This is a genomic window from Pseudomonas faucium (assembly GCF_021602585.1).
GTDB classification, from domain to species: domain Bacteria; phylum Pseudomonadota; class Gammaproteobacteria; order Pseudomonadales; family Pseudomonadaceae; genus Aquipseudomonas; species Aquipseudomonas faucium.
On the sequence record NZ_BQIP01000011.1, the window covers coordinates 1 to 19,119 of the forward strand.

Annotated in this window: 15 protein-coding genes and 2 pseudogenes; 4 read left to right on the forward strand and 13 right to left on the reverse strand. The window is 67.4% G+C overall.

Annotation, left to right across the window (positions count from 1 at the left end; all coding sequences use genetic code 11):
* Together L6D75_RS14635 and L6D75_RS14640 are read left to right on the forward strand one after the other, a co-directional pair.
* Positions 1-1,170: acyl-CoA dehydrogenase family protein (locus L6D75_RS14635; RefSeq protein ID WP_236193661.1), on the forward strand; the 1,170-nt coding region annotated here is incomplete at its 5' end.
* Positions 1,167-2,549, forward strand: a complete 1,383-nt coding sequence (locus tag L6D75_RS14640; RefSeq protein ID WP_176516905.1) for an MFS transporter — start codon at positions 1,167-1,169, stop codon at positions 2,547-2,549. The genes L6D75_RS14635 and L6D75_RS14640, both read left to right, overlap by 4 nt.
* 52 nt (positions 2,550-2,601) lie before the next feature.
* Here the strand turns inward: L6D75_RS14640 and sfnR are convergent, their stop codons facing one another.
* The 8 genes and pseudogenes from sfnR to L6D75_RS14680 form a co-directional block, all read right to left on the reverse strand.
* Entirely contained in the window at positions 2,602-3,702 is a 1,101-nt protein-coding gene (sfnR, locus tag L6D75_RS14645; protein ID WP_176516907.1) for a sigma54-dependent transcriptional activator SfnR, read from the reverse strand.
* A gap of 9 nt (positions 3,703-3,711) precedes the next feature.
* Entirely contained in the window at positions 3,712-4,899 is a 1,188-nt protein-coding gene (locus L6D75_RS14650) for an acyl-CoA dehydrogenase family protein (protein WP_176516909.1), read from the reverse strand.
* Between the two features lie 9 nt (positions 4,900-4,908).
* Positions 4,909-5,469, reverse strand: a complete 561-nt coding sequence (gene msuE / locus L6D75_RS14655; RefSeq protein WP_176516911.1) for an FMN reductase — start codon at positions 5,467-5,469, stop codon at positions 4,909-4,911.
* A 396-nt stretch (positions 5,470-5,865) separates the two neighbouring features.
* Positions 5,866-6,384: pseudogene (locus tag L6D75_RS14660) on the reverse strand (cytochrome C).
* A 4-nt stretch (positions 6,385-6,388) separates the two neighbouring features.
* Entirely contained in the window at positions 6,389-6,910 is a 522-nt protein-coding gene (locus tag L6D75_RS14665; protein WP_176516913.1) for a methylamine dehydrogenase light chain, read from the reverse strand.
* Positions 6,911-6,924: 14 nt separating this feature from the next.
* Positions 6,925-7,560 (reverse strand): methylamine dehydrogenase accessory protein MauD, encoded by a 636-nt coding sequence (gene mauD / locus L6D75_RS14670; protein WP_176516915.1) that lies wholly within the window; start codon positions 7,558-7,560, stop codon positions 6,925-6,927.
* 4 nt (positions 7,561-7,564) lie between these two features.
* Positions 7,565-8,101 carry a MauE/DoxX family redox-associated membrane protein gene (locus L6D75_RS14675; protein WP_176516917.1) on the reverse strand — a complete coding sequence of 179 codons (537 nt, stop codon included), beginning with the start codon at positions 8,099-8,101 and terminating at the stop codon, positions 7,565-7,567.
* Between the two features lie 15 nt (positions 8,102-8,116).
* Positions 8,117-9,268, reverse strand: a complete 1,152-nt coding sequence (locus L6D75_RS14680) for an amine dehydrogenase large subunit (protein ID WP_176516919.1) — start codon at positions 9,266-9,268, stop codon at positions 8,117-8,119.
* A 201-nt stretch (positions 9,269-9,469) separates the two neighbouring features.
* On the opposite strand from L6D75_RS14680, the gene L6D75_RS14685 reads away from it, so the two are divergent.
* Positions 9,470-10,957: an aldehyde dehydrogenase family protein gene (locus tag L6D75_RS14685; protein ID WP_176516921.1), complete on the forward strand. Its 1,488-nt coding sequence runs from the start codon at positions 9,470-9,472 to the stop codon at positions 10,955-10,957.
* 12 nt (positions 10,958-10,969) lie between these two features.
* On the opposite strand, the gene L6D75_RS14690 is transcribed toward L6D75_RS14685, so the two are convergent.
* From L6D75_RS14690 to L6D75_RS27630, 3 genes and pseudogenes are all read right to left on the reverse strand, one after another.
* Positions 10,970-11,986 (reverse strand): ABC transporter substrate-binding protein, encoded by a 1,017-nt coding sequence (locus L6D75_RS14690; protein ID WP_176516923.1) that lies wholly within the window; start codon positions 11,984-11,986, stop codon positions 10,970-10,972.
* 98 nt (positions 11,987-12,084) lie between these two features.
* A complete protein-coding gene (locus L6D75_RS27625) occupies positions 12,085-12,840 on the reverse strand; it encodes a methyl-accepting chemotaxis protein (RefSeq protein ID WP_409521158.1) in 756 nt (251 codons plus the stop codon).
* 102 nt (positions 12,841-12,942) lie between these two features.
* Positions 12,943-14,229: pseudogene (locus L6D75_RS27630) on the reverse strand (methyl-accepting chemotaxis protein); the annotation flags it as partial.
* Between the two features lie 491 nt (positions 14,230-14,720).
* Between L6D75_RS27630 and L6D75_RS14700 the strand changes: the two are divergent.
* A complete protein-coding gene (locus tag L6D75_RS14700) occupies positions 14,721-16,040 on the forward strand; it encodes a Na+/H+ antiporter family protein (protein WP_176517325.1) in 1,320 nt (439 codons plus the stop codon).
* 4 nt (positions 16,041-16,044) lie between these two features.
* Here the strand turns inward: L6D75_RS14700 and L6D75_RS14705 are convergent, their stop codons facing one another.
* Positions 16,045-17,052 (reverse strand): FecR family protein, encoded by a 1,008-nt coding sequence (locus L6D75_RS14705; protein WP_176517324.1) that lies wholly within the window; start codon positions 17,050-17,052, stop codon positions 16,045-16,047.
* Positions 17,053-17,273: 221 nt separating this feature from the next.
* The gene (locus L6D75_RS14710; RefSeq protein WP_176517323.1) at positions 17,274-19,043 is read right to left on the reverse strand and encodes an acyl-CoA dehydrogenase C-terminal domain-containing protein; all 1,770 of its coding nucleotides are present in this window, start codon (positions 19,041-19,043) and stop codon (positions 17,274-17,276) included.
* Positions 19,044-19,119: the final 76 nt, after the last annotated feature.

The window sequence follows — 19,119 nt, forward strand, 5'->3', positions numbered from 1 at the left end:
AGCATCGCAGCACTCAAAGCCCGCATCCTGGCCCTGCTCCCCGCCATCGGCGAAGGCGCCGCCCAGCGCGAGCGTGACCGCCAGCTCCCCCACCAGGCCATCGCCCAGCTCGCCGCCGCCGGCCTCTACACCGTGCGCATCCCCACCCAGTACGGCGGCCCCGGTGGCAGCGTCGCGGACGTGATCGACCTGCTGCTGCACGTCGCGTCAGTCGACTCCAACGTCGCCCAGGCCCTGCGCCCCGGTTTCGCCTTCGTCGAAGGCCTGCTGGTGTCCAGGGCCGAAGGCGCCGAGCAGGAACGCGAGCGCTGGTTCGCCCGCTACCTGGACGGCGCGGTGATCGGCAATGCCGGCTGGGAGCTGGGCGGCGCCAACGGCGCCATCGCCGCGCGCCTGGTGCGCGAGGGCGAGCACTTTCGCGCCAACGGCAGCAAGTTCTACAGCACCGGCGCGCTGTTCGCCGACTACGTCAGCGCCGTGGCCCTGGACGAGCACGAGCAGCCGGTGTCGTTCATCCTGCCGCGCGACCGCGAAGGCCTGGAGCTGGTCGACGACTTCGACGCCATGGGCCAGCGCCTGACCGCCAGCGGCACCACGCACCTGCGCAATGTGCGGGTCGAGGCCGGCGACATTCGCACGCGCACCGTGGAGGAGGGCAAGCGCACCCTCGTCACGCCCTTCCTGCAGCTGTTCCTCGGCACGGTGCTGGCCGGCATTGCCCGCAACGCGCTGAACGACGCCGTGCGCTTTGCCCGCGAACACGCCCGGCCGATCAAGCACAGCAGCGCCAGCCGCTCGGTGGACGACCCTTACGTGGAGCTGTCGGTGGGCGATATCGCTGCCCGTGCCTACGGCGCGCAAGCCCTGGTGCTCAAGGCTGCCGCGAGCATCGACAAGGCCTGGGCGGCGAACCTGGACGAGGCGGCCGTGGAGCAGGCCGCCATCGAGGTGGCGCAAGCCCAGTACCTGGTTGCGGAGCTGGCGCTCAAGGCGGCCGAGACGCTGTTCGACGTGGGCGGCGCTTCCACCACCGGGCGCCAGCACAACCTCGACCGCCACTGGCGCAACGCCCGCACCGTGGCCAACCACAACCCGCGCCAGTGGAAGGCGGCGGTGGTCGGCGCCTGGCAGCTCAAGGGCACCCAGCCGCCTGTGTCGGGGCTGTTTTGACCGCCCAGCCGGCGTTGCTCGCCGGCCATCTGCAAAGCCCCAAGGTGCCGGTGATCATCGGCGCCGCGCTGTTCATGGAGCTGCTCGACAGCACGGCGGTGATGACCGCCTTGCCGCAGATGGCCGCCGACTTTGGCGAGCCGGGCCTGCGCATGAACCTGGTGGTGTCGCTGTACATGCTGGCCCTGGCGCTGTGCGTGCCGGTCAGCGGCTGGGCCGCCGAGCGCTTTCGCCCGCGCCAGGTGATGCTTGTGGCGATGGGCCTGTTCACCGCTGCCTCGCTGGCCTGCGCGCTGGCCGACACGCTGTGGCAGCTGTGCCTGGGGCGCATGCTGCAGGGCGCGGCCGGGGCGCTGATGACGCCGGTGGGGCAGGTGATCATCCTGCGTTGGTCGAGCCGCGAGCAGTTGCTGCAGGCCATGTCCTGGCTGGCCTTGCCGGCGCTGGTGGGGCCGCTGCTCGGGCCGCTGCTGGGCGGTTTGCTGGTGACGGTGCTGTCGTGGCACTGGATTTTTCTGGTCAACCTGCCGATCTGCCTGGTCGGCTGCTGGCTGATCGTGCGCCATGTGCCGGACTACCCGGCACGCCCGGTGCCGCGCCTGGACGTACGCGGGCTGCTGCTCAGCGGCGGGGCGTTGGCCATGCTGGTGTTCGGCCTGGAGTCGCTGGGGCTTGGCCAGTTGCCCAAGGCCTGGGCGCTGGCGCTGGTCGGCGGTGGCGTGCTGTGTGCCTTGGGCTACCTGCTGCATGCGCGCCAGCACCCCAACCCCTTGGTCGACTTGTCGTTGCTGCGCCTGCGCAGCTTCGGCGTGGCCCAGGCGGGGGGCGGGCTGTTTCGCCTGGGCTCGGCGGCGCAGCCCTTTCTGATCGTGCTGCTGTTGCAGAACTGCCTGGGCATGAGCCCGCTGGCGGCCGGTTGGCTGGTGGTCAGCGGTGGTGTCGGTGCGTTGCTGATGAAGTTGCTGGCCGTGCCGCTGGTGCGCCGCTATGGCTACCGGCGGGTACTGAGCGCCAATGCCGTGCTCAGTGGCGCGGGCATCGCGTTGTGCGCCGCTTTCGATCGGGACACGGCGGTGTGGCTGATGGCGCTGGTGCTGTTCGCGGCGGGGCTGGTGCGCTCGCTGCAGTTTTCCACCCTGGGTGCGGCCAGCTATCAGGATGTGCCGGGCGAGCGCTCTGCGGCGGCCAGTTCGTTGTCGGCGATGTCGGTGCAGTTGACCATGGCCTTGTCGGTCAGCCTGGCTGGCGTGCTGCTGGGTGTACTGGCCGGGCTGGAGGGGCGCAGCGAAACGTCGGTGGCGGACATCGCCACGGTGATGCTGGTGTGCGCTGCGCTGTGTGGGTTGTCGGCGGGGGTGTTCCGCCGGTTGGCGAGCTGATGGTATCCGCGGGGCTTGCCCCGCGAAGAGGCCGATGCAGGCGCTGCAAAGCTCAGATCGACAACCGCACCACCCGAGCATCGAGCACCTGCTCTTCCTGCACCCGCCGCTTGTTCACCACCAACTCGCCAATCGCAATCAGCCGGGTGCGGGTGACGTTGCGCGACAAGCCCAGCAACTGCGCGGTATGCACCTGGTTGTAATGGCAGAAGTGATACGCCGAACGCAGCAACGCATTCTCGACCTTCTCGTACAAATCCCCCGGCTGCTCCTCGTACAAGCGGCTGAACGCCTGCAACAGCAGGTCGTCCACGCCATTGCTCGTCGGCTCTTCCTCCTGGCGCTCCAGGCGCAGGTTGGACAAGCGCAGATCCTGCGCCTGTACCAAGCCGTCGCCGCAGGTCAGCAGGCTGTGGTGGATCACGTTCTCCAGCTCGCGAATGTTGCCCGGCCAGCTGTACTCGACCAGCTTGGCCTGGGCCTTGGGGCTCAGCTCCACCGGGCCGTAGTTCAGCCGCTCGCTGTAGCTGCGGATGAAGTGCCGGGCCAGCGGCAGGATATCGCCCGGCCGATCGCGCAGCGGGTGCAGCTGCAGGGTCACCACGTTCAGCCGGTAGTACAGGTCCTCACGAAAATGCCCGGCATTGATGGCCTTCTCCAGCTGCACGTTGGTCGCCGCCAGCACCCGCACATTGATCGGGATGCTCTTGCGCGAGCCGAGGCGCACCACCTCGCGCTCCTGCAGCACGCGCAGCAGCTTGACCTGGATCGGCAGCGGCAGATCACCGATCTCGTCGAGAAACAGCGTGCCGCCGTTGGCTTCCTCGAACCAGCCGGCCTTGGCCGCCAGGGCGCCGGTGAAGGCGCCTTTTTCATGGCCAAATAGCTCGGCCTCCACCAGCGACTCGGAGAACGCGCCGCAGTTGACCGCCACGAACGGGCCGTTGCGCCGGCCGCTGAGGTTGTGGCTGTGGCGTGCGACCAGCTCCTTGCCCGTGCCGGTTTCGCCGATGATCAGGACGCTGGCCTCGCTGGGGGCGACCTGTTGCAGGTGGGCGAGCAGCGCCTGCGATTTAGGGTCTTCGAAGACCTGTGCGGTCGCCCTGATCGAGGTAGCCAGTTGCGGGGACGGGGGGAGGGTCAGCAGTTGCATGGGCGATCCTTAGGAATAGAAGGATGGGGCAGGGCGCTTGTCGCTGAGGGCCCACTCGCCGAGCTCGTGGATGCGGTAGTCCACGGGGTCGTGCAGGGTTTGCGTTCTCAGGTTGCGCCAATGGCGGTCGAAGCGCAGCGAAGCATGGGTGGCGCGCGCGCCGGTGACTTCGAACAGGCGGTTGCAGATGTCCAGGCCGTGGCGCGTGGCCGCGACCTTGGCGGTGCCGATGGCCAGGGCCAGGTCGCCGCGCTCTTCGGCGCTGAGCGCATGTTCCTTGGCCCAGGCCCGGTCCAGTTGCGCGGCGGCCCGTTCGATCAGCAGGCGCATGCTTTCCAGGCCCACCCAGAACTCGCCGTAGTGGCGCAGCACGTAGGGGTCGTCGGCGCTGCTGGTGGCGCCTGAGCGGAACCACGGCCGGCTTTCCTTGAGGGTGTAGTGGCGCGCCTCGTCGAAGGCGCCCTCGGCGATGCCGAGGAACAGGTTGGCGAAATGCAGCTGGGCGATCAGTGGCCGCAGGGCGGCGAATGGCGTGCTCAGTGGGCCGGGGTCGAGCAGCAGCTCGCCCAGCTCGACCCGCACCCGCTCGAAGGTGGCGCTGCCACTGTCGGTCTGGCGCTGGCCGATGTTGTTCCAGTCGTTGTGCAGGGTGATGCCGGTGCGGCCGGTGGGGATCGCGGCAATCAGCAGCTTGCCGCCGGCGCGTTCGTCCACGGCCGAAGCAATCAGCATTTCCGAGTCGCTGGCGCCGGAGCAGAAGCTCTTCTTGCCGGAGAACTCGCACCAGCCATCGAAGTGCTTGACCACCGTGCGGGTGTCCAGCGGGTTGAGTGCGTTGCCCCAGAACCAGTGCTTGCGCGCGGTCTGTTCGAACCACGGCTGCCACTGTTCGGGGCGCGAAAACAGGCGCACGGTGGCCAGCATCAGGTGATGAAAGCCGAACACGTGGGCCAGGGAGCTGTCGACGCGGGCGAACTCGCGCACCACCTCGAAGGTTTGCTGCCAGCTGGCGCCCTGGCCGCCGAAGGCCTGGGGGATGGCCAGCGACAGCAGGCCGCTGGCGCGCAGCGCATCGCGCTCGGCCTTGGGCGTGCCGCCGCGCTCGTCACGCTCGACGGCGCTCTGGGCGAACTGCCCGGCCAGTTCGCGGGCAATCACCAGGGCGGGGCGCTGGGCGGGGGTTACCGGTGCATTCATGGCCGCTCCTCAGGCGCTCTTGCGCAGCGCATGGTGGGCGCCGAACAGCGGCACGGCGCGCTCGGCGGCGAGGCGGATGCGGGCGTTCAAGGCGTCACTGGACACCTGATAGTCGGCCAGCTCCGCCTGGCTTGCGTACACGCCGATCGGCAGGGTCAGGGCCTGCAGGAAGCTGAACAGCGGGCGCAGCTGGTGGTCGAGCACCAGCGCATGGCGTTCGCTGCCGCCGGTGGCGGCCAGCAGCACCGGGGTGTCGACCAGGGCGTCCTGGCCGATCAGGTCGAACAGGTGCTTGAAGTGGCCGGGGAAGCTGCCGCGGTAGACCGGTGAGGCGACCACCAGCAGGTCGGCCTTTTCCACCAGGCGCAGCTGCTGCTCCACCTGCTCGGGCAGTTCGCTGCGCCACAGCGCGGCGCCCAGGGGGCGGGCGATGTCGCCCAGCTCGATCAGGTGCGGCTTGATGTTCAGGTGCTGGCCGAGTTCGGCGAGGATGGCCTCGGTCAGGGCCAGGGTACGCGAAGGGCGGGTAGTGCCGCCGGACAGGGCAACGACGTTGAGGGGGGCGCTCATGGCAGGTCTCCGGTTGTTATAAGCGGGACTTTGCTTGAGCAATCGTCGTGCCGGGTTTGAATTTTGTTATGAATCAACAGGTTGCGTGCCATTGGTGGCGGCTACCGGTGTTGCCTTGTGGGCGTTGGTTGTTGATTCGGTGTTGCGCTGCAGACAGTTGGCCGGGTGTTGGCGGCTGTACAGTTGGGAAAGTTATAGAGGAGTTCAGAGTAAATAAAAAAGAATAAGAATTCATATTCTTAGATCATTGAGTTTTTATCGAGGGCCCTATCGCTGGCAAGCCAGCTCCCACAGGTGGAGTGCCCCTGTGGGAGCTGGCTTGCCAGCGATAGGGCCCTCGAAGGCAAAAAAAAAGCCCGCTGACCGAGCGGGCTGAAGGCACAACGCTTGCGTGATTCAGTGGCCAAGCCCGTCGCCGATGACGATCCCCTTGGCCTGCATCGCTTCGATCAACCCGGCCCGCACGTGGGGCAGGTTGAGCATGCTGGTATGGCGCACCCGCTGCACTTCCTCACCGCTTTAAGGCTGCCATTGCTCGGGGGTGCTGGCGCCCGCCATGCCACCCTCGGCCAGCAGCCAGTTGAGCAAATCGGCAATCTGCTGATCGTTGAGCGCCGACTGGGAGATCCCCGGCACCCGCACCAGAAACTCCCGGCCCCCGGGCACGCGCAGGAAGTTGCCGACAAAGCCCTGCATGCGCGGTGTGTCGTTGGCCGCCGAGCCCTCGCCATGGTCGCGGTGGCAACCGGCGCACTGCAGCTGGTAGTTCACTGGCGTCGAGTACCCGGCCTGGGCGATCGGTACCGGGGGCACCTCGTTGCCCGGCGCCGGGCGCTGGTTGGGGTTGGGCAAGGTCCTGGCCTGGGCCAGCGGCGCCAGCAGGCACAGCAGCAGGAGCGCCGTCACACCCTTCATGGCGCTACACCGCCACGCCGCGGATGATGGTGACGGTGCAGTTGTAGATCTTCGACTCGGCCCCCAGGCACCAGTTGATGTCGTTGTTGTTGAACGGCCGGTACAGCGGCTGTTCGTCGTCGTTGCGCGAGCAGGCGCACTGGCCGCAGGCGTGTTTGCCGCAGCAGTCGTTGTACGAAATGATGTAGTTCTTGCCATCGGCCGGGTTGCGGCAGGTGCCGATCCAGGTCACCAGCGAGGCGTCGGTGCCCGGTGGGCACGAGGTGATCGAGCCGCCGCAGCACGAGCAGAGGAAGCCGTCGATCGAGCAGTTGCGCCAGTAGTCGCAACTGGTCGGGTCGCCCGGGTCGCCCATCTTCGGCTCATCGGCGGCCAGTGCCTTGGCGGTGCGGTCGATCGGCAGCAGCACCGGCAGCGCGGCGCCGGCCACGATCAGCGAGCCAAGGCGGGCCAGCACCTTGCGCCGCGAGGTGGTGTGGGCGACGTGGCGGCTGGAGCGTTCAAACAGTTTGTCGAGAAAACTCATGGTGTGCTCCGCGATCAGTGCTGCGCGCTGTGGGGGTGGGCGTGGTCATGGCCGTGGTCGTGCTGGTGCTCGCCGTGCAGGTAGTGCTGCAGGCTGGCACTGCCCAGGTGCACGGTTTCGAACAGGCTGTCGAGGTGTTCGCGGGAGTTGACCAGGCCCTTGGCGCGCAAGGTGCCGGCCGGGTCGATGAGCACGGCATAAGGCAGCTTGCCGATCTGGTAGGTCATGCCAATTTCCGGGCCGACCACATAAGTGGCCTGCTGCAGGCCGTTGGCCTCGATCAGCGCCTGCTGCTCGGCGAAATCGCCGTCGCTGACGTAGATCACGTCCAGCTCGCCGCTGTTGTCCCTGGCGATCGACTTCACCGCCGGCAGCAGCGACTTGCACACCGGGCAGCCGGGGGCGAGGAAGAACAGCAGCTGCGAGCGCTCGGTGCGGTAGCCGATGTTCACCGGGCGGCCGTGGCGGTCGGCGGCGGTCACTTGTGGGGCCGGGTCGTTGACGGTGACGCCCTTGTCCACCATCAAGGCGCCTGCCGGGGCGATGCGCCCGTGCAGCACGCCAATCTGGCGCACCAGGGCCATGACCGTGAAGGCCACGGCGATCAGCAGCAGCCAGAGCAGGATGTTCGATGCGATGAGCAGTTGCATGGGGTTATCTCCCAGTCAATTTGGCAAGACGCGGCTGGTTGGCCAACAGGCCATCCACCGCTACATGAATCAGCAGCGCCACGGCACCGGCCGCGATCACCACGAAGATATCCAGCGCGCCCAGGGCGCGGTCGGCCATGGGCCAGGCCGCAAGGCCCGCGAGCAGGGCAATCGCCAGGTTGCGCAGCAGCAGCACCGGGCGCAGCGGTTGCGCGGCGCCGGGGCCGGAGCAGCCGCAGTCGATGTCGCGGCGCCCGCGCCACAGGTTGAGGCCGATGGCGCTGGCGTACAGCGCCATCAGCAGCACCACGCCAAGCGCCGCCAGGCTGCGCGTGGCAGGCAGCAGCAAGGCCAGCGCCAGGGCCAGTTCGGCCAGCGCCAGGCTGGCCGTGGCGCCGGGCACCAGCGCATTGGGCAGCACCTGGTAGGCGCGCACGATGGCGTTGAAGGCGCGCCAGTCACGCCACTTGTGGCTGGCCGCGCTGGCCAGCAGGGCGGCCAGTGCGGTACTGGCGGCAATCACCAGGACAGGGTCGAGCATGGTCGGTTCTCCTGTTTACCAAGGGGCCAGGGTGAGCACGGGAGTGGCGGCAACCTGGTCCATCGCGCCGCTGTGCTGGTTGCTGGCCAGGTCGAAGAACTGCACGCCGCCTTCCAGGTCGGTGGCCACCAGGATCGGCGCCTTGTCGTGGCTGGCCTGCAGGCTCCACACCGGTTTTGGCGACTCCAGGGTGGCGAGCTTCTTGCCGGTCTTGAGGTCGAACGACCAGATGGTGGTGCTCGGGTCTTCCCATTTGCCGTCGCTGTGCTGGTCGTGCATCAGCGCATACAGGCGGTTCAGGCCCGGGGCCACGGCCAGCGCCTGCCAGCCGCCGGGCGCCCAGCCTTGGCTGCGCTCCTGGTCAGTGACCAGCGACCAGGTCGGCAGCGGCTTGGTCTTGCCGCCTTCGAAGCTCACCGGGTACACCTCGCCACGGGTGGTGGTGAAGTAGTAGGTGTCGCCGCTGGCGATGGCGCGTTCGTTCAGGCGCACCTTGTTCGGGTCGAAGAATGGGGTTTGCGTGCGCGACACTTCCTGGCCCTGGTCGTCCAGGGTCACCAGCAGCAGCTGGCCGTCACCGCACAGCGAGGCGAAGCTGCGCTTGCCCACCGGGTAGTTGAGCACGCAGCCGCTGATGGCCACTTCGCTGGCGACCTTGCGCGCCTGGGTGTCGACCACGGTCACCGAGGTTGACGGGGTGAGGTTGAAGACATAGGCCAGCTTGCTGTCGGCGCTGATGCCCATGGCGTACTTCTCGGTCAGGGTGCTGGCGCGCTTGGCCGGCAGCACCACTTCCCATTGCGGGCGCAGGGTCTGGGTGTCCCAGGCCACCAGCACGTCGGTGCGCTCGCCGTAGGTGCCACGCGAATAGAACAGGTTGGCCGAGTACAGGGTGCGGTTGTCGGGGCTGAGCGCGGTGGGGGCGACGAAGGCGTTGGTGGTCATGCCCAGCATGCGCTTGGCCTTGGGGTCGACCACCACCACCTTGCCGGCGATGGGGTTCTTGAAGTCCACATCCAGGATGTAGACGCGGTGAGGGTCCGGGGGGAACGGCAGGGTGTTGCTACCGATCTCTTCGGCGGGCAGCTCGGCCCGCACCGCGCTGGTGCTCGCGGCCAGGGCCAAGGCCAGGGCCGCCGAGATGCTGAGCCTGTCGACGCGACGCATTGGCTATCTCCGATGTTGTTATGGGTTATGCAGAAATCGCAGTCATCGCAGTGTGCCGCCTGCCTCGAGGCGCTGCTTTGGCCAGCGTGACATTCTCTTGTGGCTCCCTGACAAAACGCCGGGCAGGGCTGGCAGGCAAGTGGCCGGGCACCGGAAGATCGGCCTGCACACTTTTTGCGCTGCCAACCCAGGAGTCATGTCATGAGCGATATCCAGCTGTTACCTGCCGTGGTCGAATTCCTCGTCAGGCCCCATGGCCACTTCATCGAGGGCCAGTACCTGGCGGGCGAGGCGGGGCCATCGATCGAGGTGCATGACCCCTCCAGCGCGGCGGTCATCAGCCGGGTCGCCGAGGCCAGCGAAGCCGAAGTGGCGCGTGCCGTGGCCAGCGCCCGGCAGGCTTTCAAGGGCGCCTGGGCCGAGGTGTCGCCGTATCAGAAGGGGGTGGTGCTCAACCGCCTGGCCGACCTGATCGAGGCCCATGGCGAAGAACTGGCGCAGCTCGAAACCCTGTGCTCGGGCAAGTCGATCAACCTCTCGCGGGGCTTGGAAATCGCTCAGAGTGTAGTCTTCCTGCGCTACTTCGCTGGCTGGGCGAGCAAGATCACCGGGCAGACCATGACCCCGTCGATCCCCTCGTTCGCCGGCGAGCGCTACACCGCCTTCACCCTGCGCGAGCCGGTGGGTGTGGTGGCCGGCATCGTGCCGTGGAATTTCTCGGTGATGATCGGCATCTGGAAGATCGCCTCGGCGCTGGTCACCGGCTGCACCATCGTGATCAAGCCCAGCGAGTTCACGCCGCTGACGCTGCTGCGCATCGCTGAGCTGGCGATCGAAGCCGGGGTGCCGGCCGGCGCCTTGAACGTGGTCAACGGCCGCGGCGCCGTGGGCCAGCGGCTGATCGAGCACCCCAACGTGGCCAAGGTCGCCTTCACCGGCTCAGTGCCCACCGGCATTGCCGTGGGCAAGGCGGCGATGGCGGCCAACCTGACCCGCGCCACCCTGGAGCTGGGCGGCAAGAACGCAGCCGCCTTGCTGGCCGATGTGGATGTTGACGCTGCGGTGGCCGGCATCGTGCAGACCGCCTATGTGCACCAGGGCCAGGTGTGCGCATCGCCCGAGCGCTTGTACGTGCACCGCAGCAAGGTCGATGAAGTCACCCGCAAGCTGGGCGCGGCGCTGGGGCAGTTGAAGATCGGCTCGGCGCTGGACCCCGAAGCCCAGTTTGGGCCCCTGGCCAACGCCGCGCACCTGCAGAAGATTCTCGGCTTCTTCGAGCGTGCCCGGGCCAACAACACCGTGGTGTGCGGCGCCAAGGCGCTCGACCGGCCGGGTTACTTCGTCGAACCGACGGTGGTGCTGGCCAACGACGCCCACGACCCGCTGCTGCATGAGGAAACCTTCGGCCCGATCGTCTGCGTGCTGCCGTTCGATGACGAGGCGCAGCTGGTGGCGTTGATGAACGACAGCCCCTACGGCCTCACTGCCAGTTTGTGGACCAACGACCTGTCCAAGGCGCTGCGGCTGATCCCGCAGATCGAGGCCGGCACGGTGTGGGTCAACATGCACACCTTCCTCGACCCGGCGGTGCCGTTCGGCGGCAGCAAGGCCTCCGGGGTGGGGCGCGAGTTCGGCAGCGCGTTCATCGACGACTACACCGAGTTGAAGTCGGTGATGATCCGCTACTGAAGGCCCGCGCGGTCACAGGTTGCTGGCCACCTTGGCGGCGATGTCGGCCGGCAACCAGGGCTTCCACACCTCAGGGTGGTCGCGCATGAACGCTTGCGCGGCCTTTTCCGGTGCCAGGCGTTTTTCGCTCATCTGCGCCAGGGTCTTGTTCAGCAGGCCGATCGGCAAGTCGACCTTCTCGAACACCGCCACCAGCTCCGGGTGGCCCTCGCGAAACGCCTTGGACACACCGATCGACAGCTTCGCCGGCAACGACTGGCTGCCTTGTGGGTGGGGGTTGCTGGGGTCGAGCAGGGTGGCCCAGTTGTCGGCATTGAACGGCGGCTCCTGCAGCCGCACCAGGTCGTGGCGGCCGATCAGCGGAGTGGGGCTCCAGTAGTAGAACAGCACGGGTTTGCCGCGGCGGATGGACGAATCGACTTCGGCGTCCAGCGCCGCGCCGGTGCCGCTGCGAAAGTTGTTGTACAGGCCATCGAGCCCGTAGGCCTTGAGTTTCTGGGTGTTGACGATTTCCGAGGTCCAGCCGCTGGGGCTGTTGAGGAAGCGGCCCTTGCCGGGGGCTTCGGGGTCGGCGAACACCTCGGGGTAGCGCTTGAGGTCTTCGACGCTGCGCAGCTCGGGGGCGGCCGGCGCGATGCCGCGCGCCGCATCGCCCTTGATCACGTAGGCCGGTACCCACCAGCCTTCTTCGGCGTTCTTCACCGTGTCGCCCAGGGCGAACACCTGGCCGGCCGCTTCGGCCTTGACCCAGGCGGGGCTGCGCCCGGCCCATTCTTCGGCGACCACCTGCAGGTCATTGCGTGCCAGCGCCACTTCCATGCTCACGGTGCTGCCGGGCAGGGTGTCGGTGGGGTAGCCGTAACCACGCTCGACGATCAGGCGCAGTATCTCGGTGGTCAGCGCGCCGCTTTCCCAGTTGATGGCGCCAAAGTGGATCGGCGCGCGCTGCTCGGCCGAGGCGGCGCTGTCGGTGCTGGCCAGGCCCACGGTGAGCAGCAGGCCGGCCAGCAGCGTTGGAATTTTCTTCATCTGCACCTCACGGGTTGTCATACCAGGTGCGGGCAAGTGTAGACGAAGGCTCGAGGCCGCCTGCCGGGGTGGCAGCAGCGGCCTCTGCGCTAGAGGGGTTAGACGCGGAACTGGTCCATCAGCGCCTGTTGCTGGTTGGCCAGGCTGTTCAGCGACTGGCTGACCCGCGCCGATTCGTTGGCCTGGCCCGACAGCGACTCGGTGACATCGCGGATGGTCGCCACGTTGCTGTTGATTTCCTCGGCCACCGCGCTCTGCTCCTCGGCGGCCGAGGCGATCTGCAGGTTCATGTCGGTGATCACGCTGACCGCCTGGCCGATGCGCTGCAGCGCCGTGACCGCCTGGCCAACCTGCTGCACGCCGCCCTGGGCCTGGCGGTGGCTGTTGTCCATGGCGCCGACCACTTCCCGGGTGCCGGCCTGCAGGGCCTCGATCACCTGGCGGGTTTCTTCCACCGACTCCTGGGTACGTTGCGCCAGGTTGCGCACTTCATCGGCGACCACGGCAAAGCCACGGCCGGCTTCACCGGCGCGGGCCGCTTCGATGGCGGCGTTGAGGGCCAGCAGGTTGGTCTGCTCGGCGATCGAGCGGATCACCTCCAGCACCGAGCCGATCTTCTCGCTGTTGTGCGCCAAGCCCTCGACTTCGGCCATGGCCTGGCTCATGTCGGCGGCCAGGGCGTCGATGCGCTGGGTGGTGTGGTCGATCACCGTCAGGCCTTCGCGGGTGGCCTGGTCGGCCTCGCGGGCAGCCTGCGCGGCCTGGGCGGCGCTGCGGGCGACGTCCTGGGCGGTGGCACTCATTTCGTGGGAGGCGGTGGCCACCTGGTCGACCTGGCGGTACTGCTGCTCCATGCCGGCGCTGGTTTCGCTGGCGATCGCCGAGCTCTGGTCGGCAGTGCCGCGGGCCGCCTGCACCGAGCGTTTGACCTCGGCGATGGTCGGCTGCAGCTTGTCCAGGAAGCGGTTGAACCAGCCGGCCAGCTCGCCCAGCTCGTCGCGCTTGTCGTAGGTCAGGCGGCGGGTCAGGTCGCCTTCGCCGCTGGCGATGTCCTTGAGCATGCTGGCAACGCCGAGGATCGGCCGCGTCACGCCGCGCGCCATCAGCCACACCAGCAGCAGGCCGGCGATCGCGGCCGCCAGGCCCAGGCCCAGCTCCAGCAGGGTGCCGCTGGTGTTCAGCGCGTCCAGCTCCTTTTTCAGGGTTTCGGCAGGGCCGGTCAGGGCGCTTTCCGGCACATCCAGCAACACGCCCCAGGGTTGCGCATCCGGGATCGGCTGGAAGGCAGCCAGCACCTTCAGGCGCTGCTGGTCATGGTGAACGGTGAGCTTGCCGTCGGCCAAAGCACGCACCAGGTCCGCGCCCTTGCGCGGATCGACCTGGTCGAAGCGCTGGGCCAGCTTGCTGGCGTCGGCGCTGTAGCCGGCCAGCAGGCCCACCGGGCTGAGGATGCCGACCGTGGTCTGGCCCTGGTAGAGGCTGCGGCTGGCGTCCTGGCTCAGGGCCTGCAGGCTGTTGAGGTTGATGTCGATGGACAGGGTGGCGATCACCTTGCCGTCGACCGCCAGCGGGAAGACGATGCTGGTCATCAGCACGCGCTGGCCGTCGATGTCATAGAAGTAGGGCTCCACCACGCAGACCTTGCCGCTGCTGCGCGGGCACACCCACCAGGTGTTGGCCGGCTGGCCGCTGGGGCCGATCTCGGTGTTGGCCATGTCGTGTTCGGGCAGTGCCATGGCGGTGAGCTGGCCGGCGCGCGGTTGCGACCAGTACAGGGCGAAGCGGCCGGTTTCGTTGCTGCCAAGCTCGGGCTTGCCGGCGAACAGGCTGTCCTTGCTGTCCAGGGCATTGGGTTCGAACACCAGCGACAGGCCGAGCAGGTCGGGGTTGGCCTGCAGCGCGGCGCGCACCTGGCGGGTCATGTCCTCGCGCAGGTCGAAGGCGTCGAGGAAACGTTTGTCGGCCTGCTCGCGCAGGAACAGCACCTGGCGGGCGAAGCCTGCGCCGTACTGGTAGGCGTCCATGAACTGGCGACGGATGTTCAGGGCCTGCACTTCACCTTGCGACTCGATGCGCGCCTGCGCCGCTTCGCCAAGCATCTGCATGCTGCTGGCCTTGACCAGGTCCGAGCTGTGGTCCATGCGGTAGAGGGAAAGGCCGACGAGCAGGGTGACGATGCTGGCCAGGCACAGGCCGGCGAGCAGGGTGATCTTCCACTGGATGGAAAGTTGTCGCAAAGGCATTGGGGCGATCCCTTTTCTGGCAGTAAGGGCTGGGTGGGATTTTAGGGGCCTGGCTTGGGGTTTTTAGGGGATTTGAGATCGAGCGCCGCCCGCGCGGCGCATCGCGGATAAATCCGCTCCTACATTTGTTGCAACGTGCCTATGCCTGATAGGCCATGGTTGCCAGCCTTGGTGGCACGACGCGGTTTCTCGGCGGGCACCAAAGGCGGACAACCATGGCCTGACAGACCGTGGCACGTTGCAACAGATGTAGGAGCGGATTCATCCGCGATGCGCCGCGCGGGCGGCGCTCGATCTCAAAACCACCAACCAACGCAAACCAAGCACCCCGCATCCCCCTATATCGGTTCCCCCAAATTTTTCTTTATTCAAACATTCAATTTAAATTGGCCGCGCCGGTGTAATGCGCCGTAGCATGGCGCTTTTGACATCCGCCCCCCACTGCTTCAGAGTGCGCGGTTTTTGTCTGCAGCCATGAGGTAAACCAAACGATGAATGCTGTGATTGCCGCTGTCGGCATCATGCTGATACTCAGCCTGTCCCGGGTGCACGTGGTGATCGCCCTGATCATCGGTGCGCTGGTCGGCGGCCTGGTGGGCGGGCTGGGGATCGAGGGCACGCTCAAGGCCTTCAATGGCGGGCTGGGCGGGGGCGCCACGGTGGCGTTGTCGTATGCCTTGCTCGGCGCCTTTGCCGTGGCCATCGCCAAGTCGGGCCTGGCCCATGCCCTGGCCGACCGCGCCCTGAGCATGATCGACCGCCAGGGCCATGCCAACGGCGGCCAGGTCAAGTGGCTGCTGATCGGCCTGATGCTGGTGGTGGCGGTGTGCTCGCAGAACATCCTGCCCATCCACATCGCCTTCATCCCGCTGCTGGTGCCGCCGCTGCTGTACGTGCTGACCCGCCTGCGCATCGACCGCCGGCTGATCGCCTGCGTCATCACCTTTGGCTTGATCACGCCGTACATGTTCCTGCCGGTGGGCTTTGGCAACATCTTCCTCAACCAGATCCTGCTGGCCAACGTCGCCCGCGCCGGGGTCGATGTGAGCGGGGTCAACGTCACCCATGCCATGGCCATCCCGGCGGCGGGCATGCTGGCCGGCCTGTTGATCGCGGTGTTCATCAGCTACCGCAAGAAGCGCGACTATGACCTGGCGCGCATCGAGCAGGTGGAGCAGGTGAGCGTGCAGTACAACCCGCTGACCCTGCTGGTAGCGGGGCTGGCGATTGCCTCGGCGTTTGTCGTGCAGCTGTGGCTGGACTCGATGATCATCGGCGCCATGGTGGGTTTTCTGATCTTCTCGCTGTCGGGCATCGTGCGCTGGAAAGACACCGACGACCTGTTCACCGAGGGCATGAAGATGATGGCCATGATCGGCTTCATCATGATCGCCGCCTCGGGTTTCGCCGACGTGATGAAGGCCACCGGCGAGGTCAAGAGCCTGGTCGAGGCTTCGGCGCAGTGGATCAACCACAGCAAAGGCATTGGCGCCTTGCTGATGCTGCTGGTGGGGCTGCTGGTGACCATGGGCATCGGCTCGTCGTTCTCGACGGTGCCGATCCTGGCGGCGATCTTCGTGCCGTTGTGCGTGCAACTGGGCTTCGACCCGCTGGCCACCGTGTGCATCGTCGGCACTGCCGGTGCCCTGGGCGATGCGGGCTCGCCGGCATCGGACTCGACCCTGGGGCCGACCTCGGGGCTGAACGTGGATGGCCAGCACCACCACATCTGGGACACCGTGGTGCCAACCTTCCTGCATTACAACCTGCCACTGCTGGCCTTTGGCTGGTTGGCGGCGATGACCCTGTAAGGGCTCAGCCCTTGCGCGGCGGGGGCGAGATGCGGTTGAGGACGGTGCTGCCGTCCTTGCTGCGGGTCAGGTAGACCGGCAGCACCTTGGGCAGGTTGTCCACCAGGCGCCCGACTTCGCGGGTGCTGTAGATGCCGCTGATGCGAATGTGCCCGGTGCTCTCGTCGGCCAGCAGCAGCGGCGCCTCGAGGTAGCGGTTGATGATCGGCAGGGCCTGCTCCAGGCTCAGGTTGTCGAGCACCAGCTGGCCGCTGCGCCAGGCCAGGCTGTGGCCGTAGTCGTCGCTCTGGGCCAGTTGCGGCTCGAAATCGCCGGTGCGGTAGCTGGCCTGCATGCCAGGGCCCAGGCGGTAGCCGCCGGTGCTGCCATTGCTGCTGACCAGCACCGAGCCTTGCACCAGGGTGACCTTGACCTGGTCCTGGTACTTCCACACGTTGAACTGGGTGCCGGTCACGCGCGTCTGGCCGTGGCCTGCGTGCACGATGAAGGGGTGTGCGCTGTCATGTCGCACCTTGAAAAACGCCTCGCCGCGCTTGAGCGTGACCTGGCGGCGGTCCTTGTAGTTGAGGAAGGTCAGCTCGCTGTTGAGGTTGAGCTCGACCGTGCTGCCGTCGCTCAGCTCCACGGCCTGGGTGCTGTCACTGGCGCTGAAGTGCTGGTAGCGGTTGGGCACCCAGCCCTGTTCCCAGCCCACCCAGGCGGCCAGCGGCAACGCCAGCAGGGCAAGCGCCGCGGCCGATGCCAGCGGGCGCCAGTTGCGGCGCCGGGCAGCCGGCGCCGCTGGCGGGTTGAAGTCGATCACCGTGGCGCTGCGCGGCAGCAGGTCGGCGGTGTCCCAGATCTCCAGCATCGCCTGGTATTCCTCGGCGTGGCGCGGGTCGGCGGCCAGCCAGCGGGCGAAGGCCTCGCGCTCGCCCGGCGTGCAATCGTCGGCGTGCAGGCGCATGCACCAGTGCGCGGCGGCGTCGGTAATGGCATCGTCTGGGCTGGGATTGAGGCGGTCGTGGTTCATTGCGGCTCCGGGTTTTGCGCATTCTACCCCTGCACAGGGGGTCCCGAGAACCGAGGTAATGGCGAATGACTATCAGTTATGTAGTTTTTTCGTCGGTTGTGCAATGCAATTGCCGCGTTTGAGAACCTTTCGCGGCCCTATCGCCGGCAAGCCGGCTCCCACAGGTACAGCGCTGCGCAGCAGCTGTGGGAGCCGGCTTGCCGGCGATAGGGCCAGTGCAGTCAGAACTGCTCGGGCGCCATGCGATAAAGGCTGGCGCTGCCGGCACGAATGCTCGCCTCCAACGCCAGCCCACGCGGCAGCACACGCTGGAAGTAGAACTGCGCCGCCGCAAGCTTGGCACCATAGAACGCCGGCTCTTCATCGTGCCTGGCCTGGGCCACCGCCGCCATGCGCGCCCACATGTAGGCGTAGGCGGTCAGGCCGAACAGGTGCAGGTACTCCACCGCCACGCTGCTGACCAGGTTGGGGTCCGCCTTCACCTGCGCGCTCAACCACTCGCTGGTGGCCACTAGGCGCACCAGGCTGGCCTGCAAGGCATCGCGGTGCAGCGGCGCAGCCACGCAGAAGGCGCGCACTTCGGCGGCAAAGCCTGCCAGGGCCTGGCCGCCGTCGGCGAGCACCTTGCGCCCCAGCAGGTCGAGGGCCTGGATGCCGTTGGTGCCTTCGTAGATCTGCGCGATGCGCACATCGCGCACCCGCTGCTCCTGGCCCCATTCGCGGATGTAGCCATGGCCGCCGAACACTTGCTGGCCGAGCACGCAGCTTTCCAGGCCGTTGTCGGTGAAGAACGCCTTGGCCACCGGGGTGAGCAGGGCCACCTGGCGCTGGGCATGTTCGCGCTCGCCCGCGTCCTCGGCGTAGCGCGCCAGGTCCAGCTGCTGGCCGACGTAGGCGGCGAAGGCGCGGCCGCCTTCGGTGAGGGTGCGCATGGTCAGCAGCATGCGCCGCACGTCACCGTGATGAATGATCGGGTCGGCGGCCTTGTCCTGCGCCTGTGGGCCGGCTGCGGCGCGGCTCTGCAGGCGTTCGTTGGCATAGCGGGCGGCGCTCTGGTACGAGGCCTCGGCGCAACCGATACCCTGGATGCCGATGGACAGGCGTTCGTAGTTCATCATGGTGAACATCGCCGCCAGGCCTTTGTTCGGCTCGCCCACCAGGTAGCCGCTGGCACCGTCGAAGTTCATCACGCAGGTGGCCGAGGCCTTGATGCCCATCTTGTGTTCGATCGAGCCGCAGTGCGCGGCGTTGCGCGGCCCCAGGCTGCCATCGGCGGCTACCGGGTATTTGGGCACCAGGAACAGCGAGATGCCTTTGGCGCCGGCCGGGGCATCGGGCAGCTTGGCCAGCACCAGGTGGACGATGTTCTCGGTCAGGTCCTGCTCGCCGCCGGTGATGAAGATCTTGCTGCCGCTGATGCGGTAGCTGCCGTCGGCCTGGGGCTCGGCGCGGGTGCGGATCAGGCCCAGGTCGGTGCCGGCGTGGGGTTCGGTCAGGCACATGGTGCCGGCCCAGCGGCCTTCGTACAGGGGCGGCAGGTAGGTGGCCTTGAGCGCGTCGCTGGCGTGGGCGTCGATGGCCAGGCAGCTGCCGGCGCTCAGCGCCGAGTACAGGCTGAAGCTGCAGTCGGCGGCGTAGAGCATTTCTTCGAACAGCACGCCGAGCATTTTCGGCATGCCCATGCCGCCGTACTCGGGGTTGCCGCCCAGGCCGACCCAGCCGCCTTCGCGGTAGGTGCGCCAGGCTTCGCGGAAACCGTCGGGGGTGGTGACGTTGCCTGCGTCGAAGTGCACGCCTTGTTCGTCGCCGTTGCGGCTGAGCGGGGCGATCAGGTTGGCGGTGACCTTGGCGGCCTCCTCGAGGATGGCGTCGGCGGTTTCGCCATCGACGCGCTCGGCCAGGGCGGGCAGGCGGGCCCACAGGGCAGGGCCCTGGAATACCTCGTGGAGAATGAAGCGCATGTCGCGCAGGGGGGCGGTGTAGTCGGTCATGGCAGGTTGCTCGGGCAAAGGAGGTGGGGTGTGTGGGCGGGCCTCATCGCCGGCAAGCCGGCTCCCACAGGTGCCG

Coding starts and splice junctions, on each gene's coding strand:
- L6D75_RS14710 (WP_176517323.1), bottom strand. CDS start 19,043: ATGACCGACTACACCGCCCCCCTGCGCGACATGCGCTTCATTCTCCAC.
- mauD (WP_176516915.1), bottom strand. CDS start 7,560: ATGCAACTGCTCATCGCATCGAACATCCTGCTCTGGCTGCTGCTGATC.
- sfnR (WP_176516907.1), bottom strand. CDS start 3,702: ATGCAACTGCTGACCCTCCCCCCGTCCCCGCAACTGGCTACCTCGATC.
- msuE (WP_176516911.1), bottom strand. CDS start 5,469: ATGAGCGCCCCCCTCAACGTCGTTGCCCTGTCCGGCGGCACTACCCGC.
- L6D75_RS14680 (WP_176516919.1), bottom strand. CDS start 9,268: ATGCGTCGCGTCGACAGGCTCAGCATCTCGGCGGCCCTGGCCTTGGCC.
- L6D75_RS14650 (WP_176516909.1), bottom strand. CDS start 4,899: ATGAATGCACCGGTAACCCCCGCCCAGCGCCCCGCCCTGGTGATTGCC.
- L6D75_RS14685 (WP_176516921.1), top strand. CDS start 9,470: ATGAGCGATATCCAGCTGTTACCTGCCGTGGTCGAATTCCTCGTCAGG.
- L6D75_RS14690 (WP_176516923.1), bottom strand. CDS start 11,986: ATGAAGAAAATTCCAACGCTGCTGGCCGGCCTGCTGCTCACCGTGGGC.
- L6D75_RS14705 (WP_176517324.1), bottom strand. CDS start 17,052: ATGAACCACGACCGCCTCAATCCCAGCCCAGACGATGCCATTACCGAC.
- L6D75_RS14675 (WP_176516917.1), bottom strand. CDS start 8,101: ATGCTCGACCCTGTCCTGGTGATTGCCGCCAGTACCGCACTGGCCGCC.
- L6D75_RS27625 (WP_409521158.1), bottom strand. CDS start 12,840: ATGGAGCAGCAGTACCGCCAGGTCGACCAGGTGGCCACCGCCTCCCAC.
- L6D75_RS14700 (WP_176517325.1), top strand. CDS start 14,721: ATGAATGCTGTGATTGCCGCTGTCGGCATCATGCTGATACTCAGCCTG.
- L6D75_RS14665 (WP_176516913.1), bottom strand. CDS start 6,910: ATGAGTTTTCTCGACAAACTGTTTGAACGCTCCAGCCGCCACGTCGCC.